Below are 22,021 nucleotides of genomic sequence, written 5' to 3' on the forward strand. Positions count from 1 at the left end.
TCATGGCAACCGAACTAGGCCCGACGCCGGTTAAGAAACCGGCGTCGGGCGGGGCCGCCCCGCAGCGGGCCCCGAAGAAGGGCGTGGGGGAGGACAACGTCATCGCGAGCCAGGGCAAGTGGGCTTCGTGGTTGCTCGCCCCCACCATCCTGGCGCTCTCCGTCGTGATCGTTTATCCGATCATCAGCGCCATCGTGATGTCCTTCCAGGCCGACGCCGGCCTGGACCCGGCCACCGGCCTCTTCACCGAGGGCGGCCCGGCCGGTTTCAGCAACTACGTCAACTGGATCGCTCAGCAGTGCTCCGCGCCCAACGGCGGAACCGTGGCCTGCCCGCCCGGTACCCTGGGCTCGCAGTTCTGGTCCGCGACCGCCACCACCTTCTTCTTCACGGTGGTGACGGTGGCCCTGGAAACCGTCCTCGGTTTCTGGATGGCCATGATCATGGCCCGCACCTTCAAGGGCCGCAGCCTGGTCCGCGCCGCCGTCCTGGTCCCGTGGGCCATCCCGACGGCCGTGACCGCCAAGCTCTGGCTGTTCATCTTCGCGTTCGAGGGCATTGCCAACAAGCTGTTCAACACCACCATCCTCTGGACCGGCAGCGAGTGGCCGGCCAAGTGGGCGGTTATCATCGCCGACGTCTGGAAGACGACGCCGTTCATGGCACTGCTGATCCTGGCGGGCCTGCAGATGATCCCCGCCGAGGTGTACGAGGCGGCGAAGGTGGACGGTGCCACTGCCTGGCAGCGGTTCCGGATGATCACCCTGCCGCTGGTCCGCCCGGCGCTGATGGTGGCGATCCTGTTCCGTACGCTCGACGCGCTGCGCATGTTCGACCTGCCGTACATCCTCACCGGCGGCGCGAACAACACCACAACGCTGTCCATCCTGGTGATCAACCAGATCAGGCAGGGCTTCAATGTGGCTGCAGCGCTGTCAACGATCACCTTCATCATCATTTTCCTGGTCGCGTTCATCTTCGTCCGGTTCCTCGGAGCCAACGTGGTTGAGCAGCAGACCGGCGCCTCGAGGGGGAAGAAATGACCGCCGCCGCAACCGAGCTCCGCGCCCAGCAGGACCGCGGGCGCCGGGCAGCGCAGAACCGGGAGAAGTGGGCCCAGGGCCGGACGTACATCAGCGCCGCGGTGATCCTCATCTGGTGCCTGGCTCCGGCCTACTGGATGGTGGTGACGGCCTTCCGCGAGGTCGGGTTCACCTACGACACCTCGATCCTGCCCTCGCACGTGACGCTGGATAACTTCAATACCGCGTTCGACACCTCGTTCGGCAACCACTTCGGCCAGGCCCTGCTGAACAGCGTGTTCATCGGCGTCGTCGTCACCGTGGTGTCCCTGTTGATCGGCGTGTTCGCGGCCTACGCCCTGGCCCGGCTGAATTTCCGGTTCAAATTCCTGGTCCTGGGCTTCATCCTGGGCGCCTCGATGTTCCCCGGCGTGGCCCTCATTACCCCGCTGTTCCAGCTGTTCACCAACATCGGCTGGATGGGTACCTACCAGGCGCTGATCATCCCGAACATCTCGTTCGTGCTGCCGCTGACCGTCTACACCATGACCTCGTTCTTCCGCGAAATGCCGTGGGAGCTCGAGGAATCGGCCCGGGTGGACGGCTGCACGCAGGGACAGGCGTTCCGGAAGGTGATCATGCCGCTCGCGGCACCGGCCATCTTCACTACGGCGATCCTGGCGTTCATCTCCTCCTGGAATGAATTCCTGATCGCCAGCCAGCTCTCGTCCGACGCGACCCAGCCGGTCACCGTCGCGATCGCGAGCTTCGCCGGGGCCCAGCCGAACCAGATCCCATACACGGCCATCATGGCCGCCGGCACCATCGTCACGATTCCGCTCGTGATTCTGGTGCTGGTGTTCCAGCGCAAGATCGTCGCCGGCCTCACCGCCGGCGCGGTCAAGTGATCCCGGGAACGGGGTCCTGATGGCAACGCCCGGAAACCAGGGTCAGGTTCGCGGCGCCAACCGCCGCGTCCGCTCCGGCGAGGACTTCGACATCATCATCGGGTTCCTTGGTTTCTGGGCCGTGGTCCTGCTGGCGGTCACCGTCTGGATGGAGGTGACCGCCCAGCCGGCCCTCGGCTGGGCGCTGGGCCTGCTAGTGACGCTGCTGGCGCTGTACGGAATGGTACGGCTGCGCCGGCGGCTGCCGGAGCGCACCGGCTCCCGCCGGCGCTGACCCCGGCGCTGACACGCAGCCGGACCCCGGACCCGGTCCGGGAGCCGCTTCAGGAGCCTGCCCGGCAGCGCGCAGGATCAAGAATTGAAACGGGCAGCCGCGAGGCTGCCCCGCCGGACGCCCGCGCGGCCGGACGACAAGGGGAAATGGTGGGACGGACAACAGACAGGGCGCAGCGCGGCGGCCATACCGGCGTCAGCATTGAGGACGTCGCGGCCGCGGCCGGCGTCTCCACCGCCACCGTCTCCCGCGCCGTCCGCGGCCTGCCCCGCGTCTCGCCCGCCACCCGGGAGAAGATCCTGGATATCGCCGAGACCCTCGGCTACGTGGCGTCGTCCTCGGCGTCGGGCCTGGCCACGGGCCGTACCCGCACCATCGGTGTCCTCGCCCCCTTCGTCAGCCGTTGGTTCTTCTCCAAGGCCATCGAGGGCGCGGACCGCGAACTCCACGGCCGACAGTACAACCTCTCGCTGTTCAACCTTGGCGGCCACGGCAGCCGGCGCGAGCGGCTCTTCAGCAAAACCATGGTCTACAAGCAGATCGACGCGCTGCTGGTGCTCTGTATGGCGCTCAGCGAGGACGAACTGGACCATCTCCAGAAGATCGACATCCCGCTGGTGGTGGTGGGCGGCCACGTGGAGGGCTGCCCTTACATCGGGATCGACGACTACGCCGCAGCCTCCACCGCGGTGCGGCACCTGATCGACATCGGCCACCGCGACATCGCGCTGCTGCACGGCGACGACGAGACCGACCTCAACTTCGATGTTCCCCGGGTCCGCATCCGGGCCTTCCACGACGTCATGGCCGAGGCCGGCCTGCCGGTCCGGTCCGAATGGGACGAATGGGGTGACTTCACCGTCCGCAGCGGCCAGGAAGCCTTCCAGCGGCTGTGGCACCGCCCCGGCCCCAAGCCCACCGCCGTCTTCTGCGCCAGCGACGAGATGGCCATGGGCCTGATGTTTGCCGCGAACCAGGCCGGCGTCCGGATCCCCGAGGACCTCTCCGTGGTGGGCATCGATGATCACGAATTCTCCGCCAGCGTCGGGCTCACCACCGTCGCCCAGCACCCGGACGACCAGGCCGAGCTCGCCACCCGCATGCTGCTGGACGAGCTCGACGGCGTGGCCGGGGCGGTGCGCTCCACGGTGGCGCCGCACGCGCTGATCGTCCGGACGTCGACGGCGCCGCCCCGCGCGACGGCGTAGGGCGCTGGAACCGGGTCCGGACGTGTTGCCCTGCCGCTAGGAGGCGCGGGCCAGCTGCCGGATCGGGATCCAGCGCGAGGCCAGCCGCCGGTAGGCCGCGGCGGCGCCGGTCATGTCCCCCTCGGCCAGGCACTCGATACCCAGCCGCACATCCAAGGGCGATTCGTCCGGGTAGACCTTGTCCGCCACGGCGCCGTAGTCCAGCTCCACTACCGAGTCCGGGTGGAACAGCTCCAGCCATTCGGTCAGCTGGGTCAGGTCTTCGAGCATGTCCAGTTCCGGGGCGGCCAGCGCCAGGTGCGCGACGGCGGTCCGTGCCCGGTCCGTGGCCGCGGCCAGGGACGCCCGGATCCGCACGGTGACGATCCGCCCGTCGGCTTCGACGACGTCGGTGGGATCGGATTCCTGGAACAGGCAGAACCAGCTGAACGGGATACCCCAGGTGGAGGCCCGGGTGTGCACGCGGGCCGAGCCCTCGCGGGCCTTGACCTGGTCGATCCTTTCCTGGTGCCGGTCGCGGACGTCCTCCGGGATCAGCAGCTGGGCCAGCGGGCCGTGGATGCCTTCCATCAGGGCGTTCGCGGCGAGGCCGGCCCGCAGCACCAGCTGGCTGGGGCAGTACAGCAGCCGCGCCGGCGCCGTCGCGGAGTGTGGAGCCGAGGCGGCGGAGGCGGCCGCGGCGCCGCCGTCGAGGCTCCCGGCGCCGCGGGGCGCGGCACCGGAGGCGGTGACCGCCAGCACGCGCACCAGGTCCGTCTGCCCGGTGGGGAAGGGATCCCCGTCGGCCCGGGTGATCCGCCCCAGGGAGGCCTGCAGTTCGGCGTTTTCCACCGCCGCACGGGTCTCGCCCCGCTCGCCGGCTTGCTGCAGGGCCTCGCGCTGCGCGGCGGGGAAGGCCTCCAAGGGCTCGTAGACGCGTAGCGCCGAGGAGAACGGCAACCCGGCCTGGCCGCGGTAGAGGTTGCCCGTCATCGCTGTCCCGCGGTTCCCCGGCGCCCGGTCATCAGTCGGCCAGGTCCACGAGCACGGGCGCATGGTCGGAGGCGCCCTTGCCCTTGCGTTCCTCGCGGTCGATCGCCGCGCCGGTGACGCGGGCGGCCAGCGCGGGGGAGGCCAGGACGAAGTCGATCCGCATGCCTTCCTTCTTCGGGAAGCGCAGCTGCGTGTAGTCCCAGTAGGTGTAGACGCCCGGGCCGGGGGTGTGCGGGCGGACGACGTCGGTGTACCCGGCGTCCTCGAAAGCGCGGAACGCGGCGCGCTCGGGCTCGCTGACGTGCGTGAGGCCCGCGGAGCGGAAGTAGTCGATGTCCCAGACGTCCTCATCGCGCGGGGCGATATTCCAGTCACCCATCAGGGCGATCTGTGCGGCCGGGTCCGCCTTGACCCAGCCCTCGGCGTGGGACCGTAGCGTGTCCAGCCAGCTGAGCTTGTAGGGCATGTGTTCATCGTCGAGGGCGCGGCCGTTGGGGACGTAGAGGCTCCAGACCCGCACGCCGCCGCAGGTGGCGCCGATCGCGCGGGCCTCCTGGGTTTCATCCTTGCCGCCCTTGCCGAAGGCGGGCTGGTCCATGAAGGTGCGTTCGACGTCGTCCAGGCCCACCCGGGAGGCGATGGCCACGCCGTTCCACTGGCTAAGGCCGAAGTGGGCCACCTCGTAGCCCATGCGCTCAAAGAGCTCCCAGGGGAAATTCTCGTCCTTGCACTTGGTTTCCTGGATGGCCAGCACGTCGCAGTCGCTGCGCTGCAGCCAGGCCTCCACACGGTCGGCGCGGGCACGGAGGGAGTTCACATTCCAGGTAGCAATCTTCACAGACCCTAACTTACCCAATGCGGCCGACGGCGGGGGCGGGGCGGGGCGCCCGAGGACGCCGCAGCGCGGCCCGCGGAGGCTCTGGAGATTACTAGGAAGTCCGAGTATATTCGGGTTCGAGATGATCTAGGTCACATGCAAAGGAGCATTCCCTCATGGTTCGTGAGCTTTCCCATTACGTCGGCGGCCAGCACGTCGACGGCACGTCCGGTCGTTTCAGCGACGTCTACGATCCCTGCACCGGCGAGGTGCAGGCCCGGCTGCCGCTGGCCAGCGCGGAGGAGGTCCGCAACGTCGTGGCCAACGCCGAGAAGGGCCAACTGGAGTGGGCGGCCATGAACCCGCAGCGCCGGGCCCGGATCCTGTTGAAGTTCGTGGACCTGGTCAACGAGAACATGGACGAACTGGCCACCCTGCTCTCCTCCGAACACGGCAAGACTTTCCTGGACGCCAAGGGTGACATCCAGCGCGGCATCGAGGTGGTGGAGTTCTCCGCCGGCGCCCCGCACCTGCTCAAGGGCGAGTTCTCCGACAGCGCCGGCACCGGCATCGACGTCCACTCGCTCCGCCAGCCGCTCGGCGTCGTCGCCGGGATCACCCCGTTCAACTTCCCGGCCATGATCCCGCTCTGGAAGTCCGGCCCCGCACTGGCCGCGGGCAACTCCTTCGTGCTCAAGCCCTCCGAGCGGGACCCCTCGGTGCCGCTGCGGCTCGCCGAACTCTTCACCGAGGCCGGGCTGCCGGACGGCGTGTTCAACGTGGTCAACGGGGACAAGGAAGCGGTGGACGCGCTGCTGGAGGACCCGCGCGTGCAGGCCATCGGCTTCGTCGGCTCCACCCCGATCGCGCAGTACATCTACGCCACCGCCGCGGCGCACGGCAAGCGCGCCCAGTGCTTCGGCGGCGCGAAGAACCACATGGTGATCATGCCGGACGCGGACCTGGACATGGCGGCGGACGCCCTGATCGGCGCCGGCTTCGGTTCCGCCGGTGAGCGCTGCATGGCCATCTCCGTCGCCGTGCCCGTCGGCAAGGAAACCGGTGATGCCCTGGTGGCCAAGCTGCAGGAGCGCATCGCCGACCTGAAGGTGGGCCACAGCCTGGCCAAGGACTCCGACTTCGGGCCGGTGGTTGCCGCCTCCGCCAAGGAACGGATCGAGGGCTACATCGCGGCCGGCGTCGAATCCGGTGCCACTCTGCTGGCCGACGGCCGCGGCCTCGCGGTGGAGGGCTACGAGGGCGGCTTCTGGGTGGGCCCCACCCTGTTCGACAACGTCACGAAGGACATGTCGATCTACAAGGAAGAGATCTTCGGCCCGGTCCTCAGTGTGCTCCGCGCGGAAAGCTACGACGAGGCGCTGCGCCTCTGCAGCGAGCACGAGTTCGGCAACGGCGTAGCCATCTTCACCCGCGACGGCGACGCCGCCCGCGACTTCGCCAGCCGCGTCCAGGTGGGCATGGTGGGCATCAACGTCCCCATCCCGGTCCCGATCGCCTACTACACCTTCGGCGGCTGGAAGGCCTCCGGTTTCGGCGACCTCAACCAGCACGGTGCCGACGCGTTCCGGTTCTACACCAAGACCAAGACCGTCACCACCCGCTGGCCCTCCGGCATCCGCCAGGGCGCCAGCTTCGTGATGCCGGAAGGCAGCTGATGGCGGAGCAGGCGGCCGCCGGGGCAACCACGGAACCGGCCGCAGAGGTCCTGTTCGAGCGCCGCGGCCGGCTCGGCGTCGTCACCCTGAACCGGCCCAAGGCCGTCAACGCACTCACCGCCGGGATGGCCGCGGCCATGCTGGAGACGCTCACCGACTGGGCGACGGACGACGCCGTGGCCGCCGTGTTGGTCCGCGGCGCCGGCGACCGCGGGCTGTGCGCCGGCGGCGACATCGTGGCCATCTACCGGGACATGGCCGAGGCCGGCCGCGCCACCGCGGATTTCTGGGCCGTCGAGTACCGGCTCAACCTGCTGATCTCGGAGTACCCCAAGCCCTACATCGCCTTCATGGACGGACTGGTCCTGGGCGGGGGCGTCGGCATCTCCGCCCACGGCTCGGTCCGGATCGTCACCGAACGGACCCGCACCGGCATGCCGGAGACCACCATCGGGTTCGTGCCCGACGTCGGCGGGACGTTCCTGCTCTCCCGCTCGCCGGGGGAGACCGGTACTCACGCGGCCCTGACCGGGGCCCACCTGAACGGGGCTGACGCGATCTTCCTGGGCCTTGCGGACACCTTCGTCCCGTCGGACCAGCTGGAGGAACTCGCCGCCGCGCTGGAAACCGAGCCCGTGGCCGACGCGGTCGCCCGCGTCGCCGAACCCGCACCGGCCTCGGTGCTGGCCGCGCAGCGCGAGTGGATCGATGCGTGTTACGCCGGGAACGAAGCCGGGGAGATCGTGCGCCGGCTGCGCACCGTCGGCGGGGAGGCCGTCGACGCCGCGGACACCATCGAGACGAAATCCCCGATGGCCGTCAAGGTCACGCTCGCGTCGCTGCGCCGCGCCGCCGGACTGGACCTGGCGGGCGCGCTGGAACAGGAATACCGGGTGGGCCTCCGTTTCCTGGACGGACCTGACTTCCGCGAGGGCATCCGGGCCCAGGTCATCGACAAGGACCGGACCCCGCACTGGCAGCCGGCCAGCTTGGACGAGGTGAGCGACGCCGACGTCGACGCCTGCTTCGCCCCGCTGGGCGAACGCGAACTGGAACTGACGAAGGAGCGCGACAATGTCTGAAACACCGACCGGCGGGGTGCAGCCCGGCGCGCCCATCGGCCCCATTGCCTTCCTGGGCCTGGGGCACATGGGCGGCCCGATGGCGGTGAACCTGGTTAAGGCCGGGTACACGGTGACAGGCTACGACGTCGTCCCGGCCGCCCTGGAAACGGCGCGGGCGCACGGCATCGCCACGGCGGACACCGCGGCGGACGCCGTCGCCGGGGCCGCCGTCGTGCTGACCATGCTGCCCAGCGGCAAGCACCTCCTGGACGCCTACCGGGGCACCCCTGACGGACCGGGACAGCCGGGGCAGGACGGTCTCCTGGCCGCGGCGGCGCCGGGGACCATGTTCCTGGACTGCTCCACCATCAACGTGGACGAGGCGCGCGAGGCCTCCGCCCTGGCTGTCGAGGCCGGTCACCGGGCCGTCGACGCCCCCGTCTCCGGCGGCGTCGTGGGCGCCGAAGCCGGGACGCTGACCTTCATGGTCGGCGCCGACCCGGATGACTTTGAGGCCGTGCGGCCGATGCTCGAGGTGATGGGCAAGCGGGTGGTGCACTGCGGTGCCCACGGCGCCGGCCAGGCCGCCAAGATCTGCAACAACATGATTCTGGGCATCTCCATGATCGCCGTCAGCGAGGCCTTCGTCCTCGGCGAGAAGCTCGGGCTGACCCACCAGGCCCTCTTCGACGTGGCGTCCGCCGCCTCCGGGCAGTGCTGGGCGCTCACCACCAACTGCCCGGTGCCCGGCCCGGTGCCCACCAGCCCCGCCAACCGGGACTACCAGCCCGGATTCGCCGGAGCGCTGATGGCCAAGGACCTGAAACTGGCACTGAACGCCCTGGAGAGCACCGGCGTGGCCGCCCGGCTGGGACCGATGGCTTCCGAAATCTACGATACTTTTGCCGCGGAGGGCGGTGCCGGGCGGGACTTCTCCGGCATCATCACCGACATCCGGGACAAATCAGAACAGCCGAGGGGACAGGCATGACCGACTACGCAAACATTCTGGTGGAGCGCCGCGGCCGCGTGGGCCTCGTGACGCTCAACCGGCCACAGGCGCTCAATGCCCTGAACAAAGCCACCCTGGACGAGGTCGTCGCGGCGGTTTCCACGATGGATACCGACCCGGAGGTCGGTGCCGTCGTGCTCACCGGTTCCGCCAAGGCCTTCGCCGCCGGCGCCGACATCAAGGAGATGCAGTCCAAGGACTACATGGACATGTACGCCTCCGACTGGTTCCGCGGATGGGAGGACCTGACCCGGCTACGGATCCCGCTGATCGCCGCCGTCTCCGGCTTCGCGCTCGGCGGCGGCTGCGAATTGGCCATGATGTGCGATTTCATCATCGCCGGGGACAACGCCAAGTTCGGCCAGCCGGAGATCAATCTGGGCGTGATCCCGGGCATGGGCGGTTCGCAGCGGCTAACCCGTGCAGTGGGCAAGGCCAAGGCGATGGACATGGTCCTCACCGGCCGCATGATGGACGCCGCCGAGGCCGAGCGCTCCGGGCTGGTTTCCAGGGTGGTCCCGGCCGACGACGTCGTGGCGGAAGCCCTGAAGGCCGCCGAGGTCATCGCGTCGAAGTCCAAGCCGGTCGCCATGCTGGCCAAGGAAGCGATCAACGCGGCCTTCGAGACCGGCCTGGCCCAGGGCGTCCTGTTCGAACGCCGCATCTTCCATTCCCTCTTCGCCACGGCAGACCAGAAGGAGGGCATGGCGGCGTTCAGCGAGAAGCGCCAGCCGGACTTCAGCCACCGCTGACGCACCGCAGCACTGACGCTCCACACCGCGACTCTCCACACCGCGGTCGAAGCCGCCCCGCAGCCCACGCGGGGCGGCTTTCGCGTTCCCGGACACGCGCGGGCCGGCACGGTCTGGAACACGCGGCCGATCTCGGATACCATCTATTCCTTAGACTGTCGTACATCTAGGCGATCAAGGAATTTCGCAATGAAACCTCTAGGTACCGGAGAAGGTTACTGGTACCCGCCCGACGAGAGCCGACGAGCCACCGCCGTGCGGGTCTTGAATGCGCTCAGGGAATACCGGGCCTCCGAGACGGCCATGCGCCGCCGGACCCGCTCCTCCATGGCCATGGGGGAGACGGACCTGCTGGCGCTGCGCTACCTGCTCGACGCCGAAAAGGCCGGACATGGCATCCGCCCCAAGGAACTTGCCGCACGCCTGGGCATGACGTCGGCGTCCATGACGGCTTTGGTGGACCGGATGGTGAGCGGCGGGTTCGTCACCCGTGAGCCGCATCCGGTGGACCGCCGGGCCATTATCCTGAGGCCCACTCCCGGGGCCGACGAAGAGGTGCGGCACACGCTCAGCCAAATGCACCAGCGCATGATCGAGGTGGCCGAATCGCTGACGCCGGAACAGGCCGAAGCGGTCACCTTCTTCCTGCAGCGGATGCGCGAGGCGGTTGATACGGTGGATGCCGAACACCCCGATCTCGTCTCCGCTGGACAAAGTTAGAAAACTAGATAGTCTAGCTAGGTAATTAGCTAGCTATCTAGAGGCGATGGATCGAATGACTGCTGTAATCGAACGCAAGACCTCCGAAGAACCGGACTCCGGCCGCGGCGCAGCGGCAGACGGAACGGCGTCGGCCCCGAAGGCCACCCAGGCCCCGGTGGCTGACTTTACCGTGAACCTGGATGAGTCCTTCGCCGGGCATGGCACCCCGAAGGACAAGGAGCGCACCGCCTCGTCCGTAGCCCCCTCGCACTGCGGCGCTGAGATGACCATGTCGCCTGATCCGGATGCGTCCCTGCCTTGGGCGCAGTTCCACACCGGCCTGGGCGAGTGGGTCTGCCCGTGCGGCTTCCGCCAGGACGTCGCCCCGGTTGCGGATCCGCTGGCCGCCGTCCGCGCCGCCTCCGGCCGGCTGGAGAGCCTGCAGTGGGAGATGGACGCCGCTCAGGCGGCCCTCGCCACCGCCGTCCGTGCCGCGGACCAGACCGGTGCCGAGCGCTCAAGCCTCGGCGTCGCCGCCGGCATCAGCGCCGCCGAGCTCGAAGACATGCTGGCCTAAACGCCCTAACACCACGTATCCGGCCTGACGGCCCGTCGCCATCGACGGGGTCAGGCCGGACCGCGTTGGTGAACGTTTTCCGAACCCGGCCGCGCCATTCCGGAAATCTTGCCTATATGTGACAAGATTGCCGCAACTTTTGGGTTGGAGGGGACGTCATAGCTATGGTCAGGCAGCCGGATCAGGTGCACCACCGGTCACGGCCGCAAACCCGGATGGGGCTGCCGCCCGGTGCGTGGCTTGGCCTCATCGTGACCATCGACCTGGTCCTGGCCCTGGCGGTACGCATTCCCTCCCTGCTGGGTATTGAGCCGCTGGGGGACACGGAGCGCTGGCAGTGGGTCCTCGACGCGGTGATGCTTTCCTTCGTGCCGATCGTCGTCTACTCCGCCGTCCGCCTGACCCGCCAGCGGCGCACCGAGCGTCTGCAGGCCAGCCGCAGCTCCCGGCAGGTCCACACAATGCTCAGGGCCAGCCGCGAATGGCTCTGGGCCGTCGACAATACCGGTTCCATCACCTTCTCCAGCCCGATGTGTGAACAGCTCACCGGCTACGCACCGGAGGAGCTGGTCGGCAGCCCCATTGGGCTGGTCCTGGACCCGTCGGAGTTGGCCGCCGCGTTGCGCACCCAGCCGTCGGCCGGGGACGACAGGACCTTCACCGGGCTGGTGCTGGTCTGCCGGCATCGCAACGGCACCGGCGTCCTGATGGAGGTCACAGGGGAGGCAATCCTCGACGACGACGGTAACCTCGCCGGCTTCGAAGGCATGGCGCGCGCCGTCGAGGACCTGCCATCCACCGCGTACGAGACCGAACAGGTCCGCCGCCGGGTCTCCGAGCAGCTCGCCGCGGCCCGCCTCGTCACCGCCTTCCAGCCCATCCGCTGCCTCGCCTCCGGCCGGGTGATCGGCGTCGAGGCCCTCAGCCGCTTCCCCGCCTCCGAAGGAACCTCACCGGAGGCGTGGTTTGTCCAGGCCTCCTCCGTGGGGCTCGGCGTGCAGCTGGAACTGCTGGCGCTGCGCACCGCGCTGCGCGCCTCCCGGCGCCTCCCGGCGGAGCTGTACGTGGCGCTTAACCTGTCCCCGGAAGCCTGCCTCGACCCCGAGGTGCACGAGGTCCTCTGGCAGGCGCCCATCGCCCCCGCACGGGTGGTGATCGAGGTGACCGAGCGCCAGGAGGTCAACGACTACGCCGCGCTCTCCAACGCGCTCGCCCCGCTGCGGGCGGCGGGCCTGCGGGTGGCCATCGACGACGCCGGCTCGGGCTTCGCCTCGATGCGGCACATCATCAAGCTCACCCCTGACCTGATCAAGCTGGACCGCGCCATTGTGCGGGACATCGACACGGAGACCGCCCACCGTGCCCTGGGCGCCGCGATGGCGGGGTTCGCGGCCGAGATTGGAGCATCCCTGCTGGCCGAGGGGGTGGAGACGGACGCCGAACTGCGGACCGTCACCGCACTCGGCATGGCTGCCGCCCAGGGCTACCATCTGGGCAGGCCGTCCGTGAATCCGGGGGACTGGGAACAATGGAGCGGCTCGTCCGGGCGAGACGCCGGGGACCGTGGCTCCGGTGACTCAGGCTCCGGGGACCTCGGGCCGGGCGGCGCACTGTCCCGCTGACCTTGCCAGCAAGGTCTCAGGGCCTCCGGCGGGCGCGCAGCACCGCATCGTGCACCGTCACCGGCGTGCCCTCGGCGTCGGACGCCGCCCGGGCCCTCGCCGCGCAGGTGACGACTTCCCAGTCCTCCCCGTCCAGCTCCGCGGCGATCTGCTCGGCGGTGAACAGCAGCCCCGGCAGGGAGGGCCGGCGGACGGTGGTCTCCAGGTCGGAGGGGTGGTGGCCGACGATCAGCAGGGTCCCGCGGGGCGCCACCGACGCCGCGAGGCGCTGGTACACGTCCGGGCGCTGCTCCGGCGGCAGGTGAAGGTACTGGGCGGTGACCAGATCAAACGTCCCGGCCGGCGGCGGGGCCACGGTCAGGTCCGCGTGCTGCCAAGTGATGCGGGACGCCGCGGCCGGATCGTCCCGCACGGCGTCGGCCGCGCGGGAGAGTGCCACGGAGGAGATGTCGACGGCGGTGACCCGCCAGCCGCGCCGGGCCAACCAGGCGGCGTCGGCCCCCTCACCCGCCCCGACGTCGAGCGCTGACCCCGGTTCCAGCCCCGCCACCTCGGCGACGAGCTGGGGATTGGGCTGCCCGCTCCAGACCGAACCGTGGAGGCCGTGCTGCCGGTACCGTTCGTCCCAGAACGATTCGTCGTAGTCCATGCGGCTCTCCTTGGGCTGCTCGTCGCGGGGGCGGAATCCGGTGGTCAATCCAGTGTAGGGGTCCGCGGCACTACCTCTTTTAGGAGGTAGTTTGCGGTCCGCAAATCTTCTTACAGTGAGCCAGGTCACAACAGCGTGCCTCGAGGCTGACATCAAAGGAGATTGCCATGACCTCAGCAACACCCATTTCCCCGGCGGGACGGCAGGCGGCGCCAAGCCGCAAGACACTGCGCCGGGTGGCGTTCGCGAGCTTCGCCGGAACCACTATCGAGTTTTACGACTTCTTCATCTACGGCACCGCCGCGGCGCTGGTCTTTCCGGTCGTCTTCTTCCCCGCGCTCGGGGCCGCGGCCGGCACCGTCGCCTCCTTCGGCACCTTCGCCGTAGCCTTCTTCGCCCGCCCCCTCGGCGCCATCGTGTTCGGCCACTTCGGCGACCGGATCGGCCGGAAGAAGACCCTCATCACCACCCTGCTGATGATGGGCACCGCCACCGTGTTGATCGGCTTCATCCCGGACGCGAGCACCATCGGCGTGGCCGCCCCGATCCTGCTGGTGGTGCTCCGCTTCGTGCAAGGCCTCGCCGTCGGCGGGGAGTGGGCCGGCGCCACCCTCCTGGTGGCCGAGTACGCCCCGCAGGGCAAACGGGGACTCTTCGGGTCCTTCCCGCAGATCGGCCCCTCGGTGGCCTTCTTCCTGGCCAGCGGCACCTTCCTGCTGACCAACCTCACCCTGGGCGACAAGTCCGAGGCCTTCATCTCCATCGGCTGGCGGGTCCCGTTCGTCCTCAGCGCCGTCCTGGTCCTGGTGGGCCTCTGGGTCCGGCTGAGCATCGAGGAGACCCCCGTCTTCAAGAACGCGGCCCGCGCCAGTGCAACCACCACACGCCTGCCCGTCCTCGAGTCCCTGCGCCGCCAGCCGCGGGAGATCCTCCTGGCCGGCGGCGCCCTGACGCTGCTCTTCGCCTTCTTCTACATGGGCACCGCCTACCTCACCAGCTTCGCCACCAGCCCCACCGGCATGAAGCTGGGCCGGGTGGAGGTCCTCAGTGCCGGCATGGTCGCCTCCGTGTTCGTCGCCGCCGCCACCCTCGCCTCGGGCATCCTCTCGGACCGCTTCGGCCGCAAGAAGGTCATCGCCGCGTCCTGCCTGCTCGCCGTGCCGTGGTCGCTGGTGCTCTTCCCGATTCTCAGTGCCAACACCGTGCTGGCCTTCGGTGTCGGACTGACCGTCACCCTGGTGATCTTCGCCGTCGCGTACGGTCCGGCAGGGGCGCTGCTGCCCGAACTCTTCGAGACCCGCTACCGCTACACCGGCGCCGGCATGGGCTACAACCTGGCCGGCGTGGTGGGCGGCGGCATCGTGCCGCTGGTCGCGGCCCAGCTCGCAGGCACCTCCGGGGCCTGGTCCGTCGGGGTGCTGCTCGCCGGGATCGGCGTATTCAGCGTCCTCTGCAGCCTCGCCCTGCCCAACCGGGAGAACCGTGGACTGGAGGGCGCCGCGGTACACGCCGCGGCGGAACCCGCGACGGCGGCGAACGCGGCCCCGGCGGCTCGACGTTAGGAACCAGAACCCAAAGGGGGCTGCCGGCGGACGCCGGCGGCCCCCTTTCTCATGGGATGAGGCCGAGCCTGCGGGCCGCGGACACGGCCTCGAGCCGGTTGTGCACGGAGAGCTTGGCCATCGCGTTCTGCAGATAGCTCTTCACCGTGGCGGGCTTGAGCCCCAGCCGGTCGGCGGTCTCCTGGTACGAACAGCCAAGTGCGAGCAGGGACAGTACGTCCAGCTCGCGGCGGGCCAGCCTGGCGCCCACCGGGAGGGCCCGGGCCGCGGCGGGGGGTGAGAGGTAGTCGCCGATGATCTCCAGCTGCCGGGCCAGGTGCGGGTCCGCGACGGTTCCGGCCAGCGAGCGGAGCTCGGCGTGCGCCTCGCGGACGTGCTCCAGCCAGCTGGGGTCCTGCGTCGGGGCGGTGCCGGTGCCGGCGCTCGCGATGATCGAGACTCTGCGGTCCACCTCATCCCGGACCCGGAGTTCCTCGGCCATCCCGGCGGAGGCCTCCATCGCCTCCCGGACGGCGCGTTCGCCCAGCGGGGAGCTGTCCCGGCTGGCCAGGTACAGGACGGCCCGCGACGTTCCCCTGACCACCACGGGCACGGCCGCCACCGAGGACAGGCGTTCCCGGCTGACGGCGACGTCGTACTCGTGGGTGATGCCGTCCGAGGCAAGGTAGTCAGCGACCAGGAACGGCCGCTGCTGGGCGAAGACCCGGCCGCCGAGGCCCGCGCCGGGAACCACCACCACCTGGTGCAGGCTGGAGGTCGCCGTACCGAGGAAGTCGGTCAGCTGCAGCCGCTCACCGCTGGCCAGTCCGGCGAAGAGCACGGCCGGCCGGAACCTGCCCGAGAGCGCACGAAGGGAGGCGCGGAGCAGCTCCCGGTCGTCCGGCCGGGAGTAGGGGTTCGGCTGCATGAGTCGTCTCCTGGTGCCGCGCCGGCTGCCGCCGCGCTCTCATGGGGTTGTGTGGTAGTTGGTGTGTGGCTGGTTGCCGCCGGGGCGGCGGTGCGGCCTAGTCCGCCTCGTCCGCGAAGTCTCCGGCCCCGCGCCGGAAGTCGCCCAGGATCCGGATCAGCGCGTCCACGTCCTCCGCGCCGAAGCCTGACTGCGCGAAGACCTCGCCGTTCAGTGCCGCCGTCGCCCGCTTCGCCAGCGTCCGCCCGCCCGAGGTGAGCTCGATCAGGGTGGTGCGCCCGTCGGTGGGGTGCGGCGAGCGGAGTACCAGGCCGGCTTCCTGCAGCCGGTCCACGGCGTTGGTCACCGAGGTGGGGTGGACCTGCAGCAGGGCGCTGGCCTTGTTCATGGGCAGGGCCCCGCTGCGGGCGAAACTGAGCAGCGCCAGCAGTTCGTACCGGGCAAAGGTCAGCCCGAACGGCTTGAGCACTGCCTCGATCCGGGCCAGCAGGATCTGCTGGGTGCGCATGATCGCGGTGATCGCCGCCATGGGAGCGGCGACGTCGGACCAACCGTGCCGCTCCCAGTTCCGCCGGGCGTCGGCAATCGGATCGCGCGGCAGCGGGGCGCCCACCACGGCTAGCCCTTCAGCCCCGGGAAGTCCGCCTCGGAGTACTCCGTGCCCAGTCCCTCCGGCGGCGTCCCGTTGCCGTGCCGCAGTTCTTCGCTGTGCCGCAGCTCCACCCGGCGGATCTTGCCGGAGATGGTCTTGGGCAGTTCGGCGAACTCCAGCCGACGGATCCGCTTGAAGGGGGCCAGGTGGTCGCGGCAGTAGCGCAGGATGTCCTCAGCCAGCTCCGGCCCCGGCTGGTGCCCGGAGGCCAGCACTACGAACGCCTTGGGGACGGAGAGCTTGAGCGCGTCGGGGGAGGGGACGACGGCGGCCTCGGCCACCGCGGGGTGTTCGATCAGGACACTCTCCAGCTCGAACGGGGAGAGCCGGTAGTCCGAGGATTTGAACACGTCGTCGCCGCGGCCGACGTAGGTGATGATCCCGCGCTCGTCCCGGCTGGCCATGTCGCCCGTGTGGTAGTAGCCGTCGCGGAAGGCCTCGGCGGTCTTCTCCGGGTCGCCGTAGTAGGCCTTCATCAGGCCCACCGGGCGGGGATCCAGGCGCAGGCAGAGCTCGCCGTCGTCGCCCTCCTCGCCGGTGGCCGGGTCGACCAGGACGACGTCGTAGCCCGGCAGCGGCTTGCCCATGGCGCCGATCTTGATTGGCTGGCCGGGGGTGTTGGCGATCTGCACGGTGGTTTCGGTCTGGCCGAAGCCGTCCCGGATGGTCTGGCCCCAGGCCCGGTTGACCTGGTCGATGACCTCGGCGTTGAGCGGTTCGCCGGCGGAGACCACCTTGGTGGGCGGGTTTTGCAGCAGGGTCAGGTCCGCCTGGATCAGCATCCGCCAGACCGTGGGCGGCGCGCAGAAGCTGGTGACCTTCTCGCGGTCCATTTGCTCCATCAGGGCCTTGGCGTCGAAGCGGTCGTAGTTGTAGATGAAGACGCAGGCCTCGGCGATCCACGGGGTGAAGACGTTGGACCAGGCGTGCTTGGCCCAGCCGGGGGAGGCGACGTTCAGGTGCACGTCGCCCGGTTCCATGCCGATCCAGAACATGGTGGACAGGTGCCCCACCGGGTAAGAGGTGTGGGTGTGCTCCACCAGCTTGGCCTTGGAGGTGGTGCCGGAGGTGAAGTAGAGCAGCAGCGTCTCGTCGGCCCGGGTGGGGGCGTCCGGGGTGAACTCCAGCGGGGCGCCGTCGGCGTCGGCGTACCGCAGGGCGTCCTTCTTCCCGTCGTCGCTGGTCCCGTCGCCGGTGCCCGTGCCTGCCGTGCCCGCGCCGATCTCGATGAGCCGGTAGTCCCCGGGGACGCCGTCGAACTTGCCGATGTTGGCGCTGCCGACGGCGGCCCAGCCGGCCCCGCCGCGCTCCACGCGGTCGCGCAGGTCCGCCGGGCCCATCAGCGTGGTGGTGGGGATCATGACGATCCCGAGCTTGATGCCGGCGAGCATCAGCTCCCAGAGCTCCACCTGGTTGCCCAGCATGATGATCATCCGGTCCCCGCGGCGGATGCCCTGCGCCCGGAGCCAGTTGGCCACCTGGGCGGAGCGGGCCGAGAGGTCGGCGAAGCTGCGGCGGGTGGCGGAGCCGTCCTGTTCCACGATCACCAGCGCCGGCTTCGCGCCGCGCTCCGGGTCCGCGGCGATCTGGTCGAACCAGTCCAGGGCGAAGTTGAATTCCTCGAACCGTGGCCATTCGAACTCGTCCCGGGCGGCCTCGTAATCCCCGCGTAGGGCGAGCAGCCTGTCCCTCGCGGCCCGGAATTCGTCAGTCACGGTCATGGGTGCACCTTTCACAGCCGGTTGCGGCCCGGCGGTCCAGTGGCGGCCGCCGTTGGCCGGGCATATCCACCGCCACCGGGAGGTCCGTGATTGCCGGCGCCCCCTAGTGACGAATATCACTGTGCAATATACTAGGACATCCAAGGGTTTGGAAGAGCCTGCGCCGCCGCCGGCGGCACCCGACGAAGGGATACCTGCCCGTGCAGCCACAACGAAGTGTCGACGGACCAGCCATCGGAGCTCCCCCGTTTCCGGACGCGGACCTGATGTACATCGCTGACCTCCTGCCCCCGGCGGAACGGAGCCGCTACGAGGAGATCCGGGAGTTCCTGCAGACCCGGATCCGGCCCGCGTCGATCGACTTCTGGAACCGGGAGGAGTTCCCCTTCGGCTTGCTCTCCGAACTGGGCAAGCACGGCCTCGGCGGGATCCAGACGGACGGGACCTCGAAGCTGTTCAAGGGCCTGATGTACGTGGAGGTGGCCCGGGCGGACGTCTCGCTCTCGGCGCTGGTGGGCATCCACAACGAACTAATCGTGGGGATGATCGACGAGCTCGGCTCTGAGGAGCAGAAGGCCCGCTGGCTGCCCGGGCTGACCGCCTTCACCCAGCTGGGCGCGTTCGCCCTGACCGAGCCGGACCACGGCTCGGACATCGCCGGGGGACTGGCGACGACGGCGCGGCGGGACGGGTCCGAATGGGTGATCAGCGGCGCCAAGCGCTGGATCGGCGCCGGCACAATCGCCGACTTCGCGCTGGTCTGGGCCCGGGACGAGGCGGACCAGCAGATCAAGGGCTTCATCGTCGAGACGGACCGGCCCGGGTACACGGCCACCAAGATCGCCAACAAGATCGGCCTGCGGATCATGCAGAACGCGGACATCGTCCTCGATGAGGTCCGTATCCCGGCCGAAAACCTGCTGCCCGGGGCCACCAGCTTCTCCCGCGCCAACGACCTGCTGCGCGACTCACGGGCCTGGGTGGGCTGGCAGGGCGCCGGCATCCAGCTCGCGGCTTTCGACATCGCGCGTGCCTACGCGCTGGAGCGGTTCCAGTTCGGCCGCGAACTGGCCCGGTTCCAGCTGGTCCAGCAGCAGCTGGCCGAAATCCTGGGCAACGCCAGCGTCTCGCTGGCCCTGATGGCGCAGCTGGCGCGGATCCAGCAGGACGGGAAGCTGGAAATGGTACAGGCCGCCATGGCCAAATCCACCACCACCCGCCTGGCCCGCGCCTCCGTGGCGATGGGGCGCGCGCTGCTGGGCGGCAACGGCATCACCACCGATTTCGAGATGGCCAAGCTCTTCGGCGACGCCGAGATCCTCTACACCTACGAGGGCAGCTACGAGATCAATTCGATGATCGTGGCCCGGGCCGTCACCGGGAAATCCGCGTTCGTCTAACGCCTGCTGACGACGGCGGGCCGGCGGTCAGCCGGCCGCGCCGTAGCGTTCGCTGCGGTCGCGGCCGGCGTGCTTGGCCGCGTACAGTGCCCGGTCCGCGCAGGCCAGCAGGCCCCGGCTGCCGGCGTCGGACAGTTCGCAGACGCCCGCCGAGACGGTGATGTGCCCGACATCGCCGAACGGTTCGGAGCCGATCGCCACCCGGGCCCCTTCCGCCGCCAGCAACGCCTCCACCCCGTCGGTTTCCGGGAGCAGCCAGACGAATTCCTCGCCGCCGAAGCGGGCCACGATTTCATCCTTTCGCGCCACCGCCCGGAGCCGGGCCGCGACGTCGGCCAGCACCACGTCGCCCATCAGGTGCCCGAAGGTGTCGTTGACCTTCTTGAAGTGGTCGATGTCCAGCACGATGGCGCTGAGGTGGGTGCCGCGGGCGGCGGCCCGCTCGATCTCGTGGGCCAGGTGCTGCTCCAGGGAGCGGCGGTTGGGCAGCCCGCTGAGCTCGTCCGTGGTGGCCTGGCGCTCCAGTTGGGCCCGGGCCTCGGTGTTGCCGATGGCGATTTCCACCAGTTCCGCGAATTGCGCCAGCCGCTCCAACATGGCCGCGGTGACGCCGGTGCTGGACTTGGAGGTCAGGCTCACCACGCCCCAGAGGCTGCCGTGCACCCGGATCGGGGCGGCCGCGGCGGATCGGAAGCCGCCGGCGAGCATCTGCCCCTCCGCGACGCCACCGCTCTTGGTGCCGTACACAACCAGGGCGGGCTTCCCCGTCACCGCCACCCGAACGGTGGCGGAATTGTCGGTGAGAGCGAAGACATGCTCCCGGCTCAGCGTCGAGGGCATAGCCGGGGCCATGGCCACGATCTCGGCCGACAGGGGCCCGGTGTAGCGGACGACGGCGGCGGAGTCGACGGCGAAGAGGTCCCTGAGGATAAACGCGAGCTGCACCGAGATGTCCTCCGGCGCCGCGTTGCGGGCCACGGCGGTGGCGATCTCGTGCAGCGCCGCCCAGGTCTGCTCCTGCTGCAGCCGCTCGGTGACGTCCACGGCCACCACCATTCCGGCGGTGGCACCGTCGGAGTTGACCGGCCCGGCCTTGAGCCGGTAGGTGCGGGGGCCGATCCGCCGGGTCCAGGCGACCTCCTCGCCGGCCAGGGCCGCCCGGTAGCGGGGTTCCAGTTCCTCGGCCAGCCAGCCCTCCAGCACATCGTGGATGCGGCGGCCCTCCAGCTCGTCCGGGCGGTAACCGAAGGCGTGCAACTCCTGGCCTTCGGCGATCAGATAGCGGAGATCCGCATCGAAGAGCAGGACGAAGACGCCGGGGATGCTGCCGGCCAGGGCGCGGTAGCGGTCCGTGTCGCGGCGCTGCCGGTGCTCCGCGAGGACCCGATCCGTGACATCGGTGATCATGACGAAGAAGCCCAGAACGGCGCCGTCGCGCTCATCGGGCATGTAGGAGACCTCGGCGTGGCGGGTGCCGCCGCCGGCGTCGGTGAGCGTGCGCTTGAACAGTTGCGGCTCGCCGCCAAGAACCTTCTCGATGTACCCGCGGTTCGCCGCGTAGACGTCCTCGTGCAGCAGCTCGCGGATGTGCATCCCGTACAGCTGCTCAGCCTCGACGCCGAACCAGGACAGGTAGGCATCATTGGCCAGCCGGTTCCTCAGCTCCGCGTCCCAGTACGCCACCATCGCCGGAATTCCATTGAGCACCGCGCGCATCTGGGCGGGGACCTCCGGCATCGCCGGCGGATGGTTCGCGTTCTCACGATCGAGAGCGCTGTGAATATTCATTGCCCAAGTATCTATGGCGGCGGGGCCCCGCGAAAAACCGGCACAACGAAAACGGGGGAAGGAAAGTTCCGGGACGACCATCCCGGCATGGTCGTTGGCCTCGCCGCGCAGCCCGGGCCGGGATGGGCATCCCGACCCCCGCCGGTGCAGCTACAGGGTTTGGCCTGGTAGCGGCTATCCCCGCAGGGGAGGAGCGACGGCGTCGGCGGCTTCGCGCATCCGCGTCAGGAACCGCTTGACCGTCTCGGCTTCCTGCTGGGTCAGCTCCGCCGCGGCACGGATCAGGAGCGGGTGGATGTTTCCCAGGGCTTCCCGGACGACAACCCTGGCGGAAGGCATCGGCAGGAGGTTGACCGCCCGGCGATCGGCCGGATCCGGTTCGCGGGTGATGTGCCCGGACCTGACGAGGCGGTCCACCAGCGAGGTAGCGGCGGCGGAACTCATTCCCAGGCGAACGGCGAGGTCCTTCTGCCGCACCTGGGCGCCGTCCGCCTCGGCGTCCAGAAGATGCCGGAGGGCAAGGAGATCCGATTCGTTCATGTCCCTGGTCGGGCGGGTCCGGCGCTGCATGGCGGCCTCGGCAACCCGGTACTCCCTCAGTGCCTCGAGAACGCTGAGTGCGCGGGGACCCGTGTCACCAGCGGGTACGGGAACGGAACTGGGGCCTGCGTCGTGCGTATCCATCGGAATCCCTTGGTAGCGCACTGGCAAGCATGCGTAGGCCCTAAACGTATCA

The 22,021-nt window shown here is 69.6% G+C and carries 21 protein-coding genes; 13 read left to right on the forward strand and 8 right to left on the reverse strand.

The genetic code is table 11. The annotated features are described in order from the left end of the window. Positions 1–2: 2 nt before the first annotated feature. The 4 genes from ACFUCU_RS10985 to ACFUCU_RS11000 all read left to right on the forward strand — a co-directional run bounded on the left by ACFUCU_RS10985 (position 3) and on the right by ACFUCU_RS11000 (position 3,412). Entirely contained in the window at positions 3–1,043 is a 1,041-nt protein-coding gene (locus ACFUCU_RS10985) for a carbohydrate ABC transporter permease (RefSeq protein ID WP_290256843.1), read from the forward strand. After that, on the forward strand, positions 1,040–1,930 hold the full coding sequence (locus ACFUCU_RS10990; protein ID WP_290256842.1) for a carbohydrate ABC transporter permease: 891 nt from the start codon (positions 1,040–1,042) through the stop codon (positions 1,928–1,930). The genes ACFUCU_RS10985 and ACFUCU_RS10990 overlap by 4 nt, the downstream gene beginning before the upstream one ends. A gap of 19 nt (positions 1,931–1,949) precedes the next feature. Then, positions 1,950–2,204, forward strand: a complete 255-nt coding sequence (locus ACFUCU_RS10995; RefSeq protein ID WP_364136252.1) for a hypothetical protein — start codon at positions 1,950–1,952, stop codon at positions 2,202–2,204. A 149-nt stretch (positions 2,205–2,353) separates the two neighbouring features. After that, positions 2,354–3,412 (forward strand): LacI family DNA-binding transcriptional regulator, encoded by a 1,059-nt coding sequence (locus ACFUCU_RS11000; RefSeq protein WP_377972593.1) that lies wholly within the window; start codon positions 2,354–2,356, stop codon positions 3,410–3,412. Positions 3,413–3,448: 36 nt separating this feature from the next. On the opposite strand, the gene ACFUCU_RS11005 is transcribed toward ACFUCU_RS11000, so the two are convergent. Continuing rightward, the gene (locus ACFUCU_RS11005) at positions 3,449–4,384 is read right to left on the reverse strand and encodes a hypothetical protein (protein WP_377972595.1); all 936 of its coding nucleotides are present in this window, start codon (positions 4,382–4,384) and stop codon (positions 3,449–3,451) included. A 31-nt stretch (positions 4,385–4,415) separates the two neighbouring features. Beyond that, positions 4,416–5,222, reverse strand: a complete 807-nt coding sequence (locus ACFUCU_RS11010) for an exodeoxyribonuclease III (RefSeq protein ID WP_377972597.1) — start codon at positions 5,220–5,222, stop codon at positions 4,416–4,418. Positions 5,223–5,377: 155 nt separating this feature from the next. Here ACFUCU_RS11010 and ACFUCU_RS11015 point away from each other — a divergent pair, with 155 nt between their 5' ends. The 7 genes from ACFUCU_RS11015 (at position 5,378) to ACFUCU_RS11045 (ending at position 12,606) form a co-directional block, all read left to right on the forward strand. Beyond that, positions 5,378–6,877, forward strand: coding sequence for a CoA-acylating methylmalonate-semialdehyde dehydrogenase (locus ACFUCU_RS11015; protein ID WP_290256837.1), 1,500 nt, complete (start codon positions 5,378–5,380; stop codon positions 6,875–6,877). Then, entirely contained in the window at positions 6,877–7,959 is a 1,083-nt protein-coding gene (locus ACFUCU_RS11020; RefSeq protein WP_377972599.1) for an enoyl-CoA hydratase/isomerase family protein, read from the forward strand. The genes ACFUCU_RS11015 and ACFUCU_RS11020 overlap by 1 nt, the downstream gene beginning before the upstream one ends. Beyond that, positions 7,952–8,932 carry a 3-hydroxyisobutyrate dehydrogenase gene (gene mmsB / locus ACFUCU_RS11025; RefSeq protein WP_377972600.1) on the forward strand — a complete coding sequence of 327 codons (981 nt, stop codon included), beginning with the start codon at positions 7,952–7,954 and terminating at the stop codon, positions 8,930–8,932. The genes ACFUCU_RS11020 and mmsB overlap by 8 nt, the downstream gene beginning before the upstream one ends. Then, on the forward strand, positions 8,929–9,705 hold the full coding sequence (locus tag ACFUCU_RS11030; RefSeq protein ID WP_377972602.1) for an enoyl-CoA hydratase: 777 nt from the start codon (positions 8,929–8,931) through the stop codon (positions 9,703–9,705). The genes mmsB and ACFUCU_RS11030 overlap by 4 nt, the downstream gene beginning before the upstream one ends. Before the next feature lie 189 nt (positions 9,706–9,894). Beyond that, positions 9,895–10,425 (forward strand): MarR family winged helix-turn-helix transcriptional regulator, encoded by a 531-nt coding sequence (locus ACFUCU_RS11035; protein ID WP_290256831.1) that lies wholly within the window; start codon positions 9,895–9,897, stop codon positions 10,423–10,425. A gap of 55 nt (positions 10,426–10,480) precedes the next feature. Continuing rightward, positions 10,481–10,984: a hypothetical protein gene (locus tag ACFUCU_RS11040; protein WP_377972603.1), complete on the forward strand. Its 504-nt coding sequence runs from the start codon at positions 10,481–10,483 to the stop codon at positions 10,982–10,984. A 251-nt stretch (positions 10,985–11,235) separates the two neighbouring features. Continuing rightward, on the forward strand, positions 11,236–12,606 hold the full coding sequence (locus tag ACFUCU_RS11045) for an EAL domain-containing protein (protein WP_364136266.1): 1,371 nt from the start codon (positions 11,236–11,238) through the stop codon (positions 12,604–12,606). Between the two features lie 16 nt (positions 12,607–12,622). Here ACFUCU_RS11045 and ACFUCU_RS11050 read toward each other — a convergent pair whose 3' ends face one another. After that, positions 12,623–13,255, reverse strand: coding sequence for a class I SAM-dependent methyltransferase (locus ACFUCU_RS11050; protein ID WP_366171954.1), 633 nt, complete (start codon positions 13,253–13,255; stop codon positions 12,623–12,625). A 167-nt stretch (positions 13,256–13,422) separates the two neighbouring features. On the opposite strand from ACFUCU_RS11050, the gene ACFUCU_RS11055 reads away from it, so the two are divergent. After that, the gene (locus ACFUCU_RS11055) at positions 13,423–14,817 is read left to right on the forward strand and encodes an MFS transporter (protein WP_377972605.1); all 1,395 of its coding nucleotides are present in this window, start codon (positions 13,423–13,425) and stop codon (positions 14,815–14,817) included. 49 nt (positions 14,818–14,866) lie between these two features. Here the strand turns inward: ACFUCU_RS11055 and ACFUCU_RS11060 are convergent, their stop codons facing one another. The 3 genes from ACFUCU_RS11060 to ACFUCU_RS11070 form a co-directional block, all read right to left on the reverse strand. Continuing rightward, positions 14,867–15,724: a response regulator transcription factor gene (locus ACFUCU_RS11060; RefSeq protein ID WP_377972607.1), complete on the reverse strand. Its 858-nt coding sequence runs from the start codon at positions 15,722–15,724 to the stop codon at positions 14,867–14,869. Positions 15,725–15,821: 97 nt separating this feature from the next. Then, on the reverse strand, positions 15,822–16,337 hold the full coding sequence (locus ACFUCU_RS11065; protein WP_377972874.1) for a MarR family winged helix-turn-helix transcriptional regulator: 516 nt from the start codon (positions 16,335–16,337) through the stop codon (positions 15,822–15,824). Between the two features lie 5 nt (positions 16,338–16,342). Further along, positions 16,343–18,097 (reverse strand): AMP-binding protein, encoded by a 1,755-nt coding sequence (locus ACFUCU_RS11070; protein WP_290256825.1) that lies wholly within the window; start codon positions 18,095–18,097, stop codon positions 16,343–16,345. A gap of 266 nt (positions 18,098–18,363) precedes the next feature. Here ACFUCU_RS11070 and ACFUCU_RS11075 point away from each other — a divergent pair, with 266 nt between their 5' ends. Further along, the gene (locus ACFUCU_RS11075) at positions 18,364–19,497 is read left to right on the forward strand and encodes an acyl-CoA dehydrogenase family protein (protein WP_377972609.1); all 1,134 of its coding nucleotides are present in this window, start codon (positions 18,364–18,366) and stop codon (positions 19,495–19,497) included. A gap of 27 nt (positions 19,498–19,524) precedes the next feature. Here the strand turns inward: ACFUCU_RS11075 and ACFUCU_RS11080 are convergent, their stop codons facing one another. Continuing rightward, entirely contained in the window at positions 19,525–21,285 is a 1,761-nt protein-coding gene (locus ACFUCU_RS11080) for a diguanylate cyclase (protein WP_377972611.1), read from the reverse strand. A gap of 174 nt (positions 21,286–21,459) precedes the next feature. Further along, positions 21,460–21,969, reverse strand: a complete 510-nt coding sequence (locus ACFUCU_RS11085) for a MarR family transcriptional regulator (RefSeq protein ID WP_364136280.1) — start codon at positions 21,967–21,969, stop codon at positions 21,460–21,462. Positions 21,970–22,021: the final 52 nt, after the last annotated feature.

This window comes from Arthrobacter sp. NPDC057259, from assembly GCF_042668995.1.
Classification (GTDB): domain Bacteria; phylum Actinomycetota; class Actinomycetes; order Actinomycetales; family Micrococcaceae; genus Arthrobacter.

Coding starts and splice junctions, on each gene's coding strand:
- ACFUCU_RS10985 (WP_290256843.1), top strand. CDS start 3: ATGGCAACCGAACTAGGCCCGACGCCGGTTAAGAAACCGGCGTCGGGC.
- ACFUCU_RS10990 (WP_290256842.1), top strand. CDS start 1,040: ATGACCGCCGCCGCAACCGAGCTCCGCGCCCAGCAGGACCGCGGGCGC.
- ACFUCU_RS10995 (WP_364136252.1), top strand. CDS start 1,950: ATGGCAACGCCCGGAAACCAGGGTCAGGTTCGCGGCGCCAACCGCCGC.
- ACFUCU_RS11005 (WP_377972595.1), bottom strand. CDS start 4,384: ATGACGGGCAACCTCTACCGCGGCCAGGCCGGGTTGCCGTTCTCCTCG.
- ACFUCU_RS11015 (WP_290256837.1), top strand. CDS start 5,378: ATGGTTCGTGAGCTTTCCCATTACGTCGGCGGCCAGCACGTCGACGGC.
- ACFUCU_RS11020 (WP_377972599.1), top strand. CDS start 6,877: ATGGCGGAGCAGGCGGCCGCCGGGGCAACCACGGAACCGGCCGCAGAG.
- mmsB (WP_377972600.1), top strand. CDS start 7,952: ATGTCTGAAACACCGACCGGCGGGGTGCAGCCCGGCGCGCCCATCGGC.
- ACFUCU_RS11030 (WP_377972602.1), top strand. CDS start 8,929: ATGACCGACTACGCAAACATTCTGGTGGAGCGCCGCGGCCGCGTGGGC.
- ACFUCU_RS11035 (WP_290256831.1), top strand. CDS start 9,895: ATGAAACCTCTAGGTACCGGAGAAGGTTACTGGTACCCGCCCGACGAG.
- ACFUCU_RS11040 (WP_377972603.1), top strand. CDS start 10,481: ATGACTGCTGTAATCGAACGCAAGACCTCCGAAGAACCGGACTCCGGC.
- ACFUCU_RS11050 (WP_366171954.1), bottom strand. CDS start 13,255: ATGGACTACGACGAATCGTTCTGGGACGAACGGTACCGGCAGCACGGC.
- ACFUCU_RS11055 (WP_377972605.1), top strand. CDS start 13,423: ATGACCTCAGCAACACCCATTTCCCCGGCGGGACGGCAGGCGGCGCCA.
- ACFUCU_RS11060 (WP_377972607.1), bottom strand. CDS start 15,724: ATGCAGCCGAACCCCTACTCCCGGCCGGACGACCGGGAGCTGCTCCGC.
- ACFUCU_RS11070 (WP_290256825.1), bottom strand. CDS start 18,097: ATGACCGTGACTGACGAATTCCGGGCCGCGAGGGACAGGCTGCTCGCC.
- ACFUCU_RS11075 (WP_377972609.1), top strand. CDS start 18,364: ATGTACATCGCTGACCTCCTGCCCCCGGCGGAACGGAGCCGCTACGAG.
- ACFUCU_RS11080 (WP_377972611.1), bottom strand. CDS start 21,285: ATGAATATTCACAGCGCTCTCGATCGTGAGAACGCGAACCATCCGCCG.
- ACFUCU_RS11085 (WP_364136280.1), bottom strand. CDS start 21,969: ATGGATACGCACGACGCAGGCCCCAGTTCCGTTCCCGTACCCGCTGGT.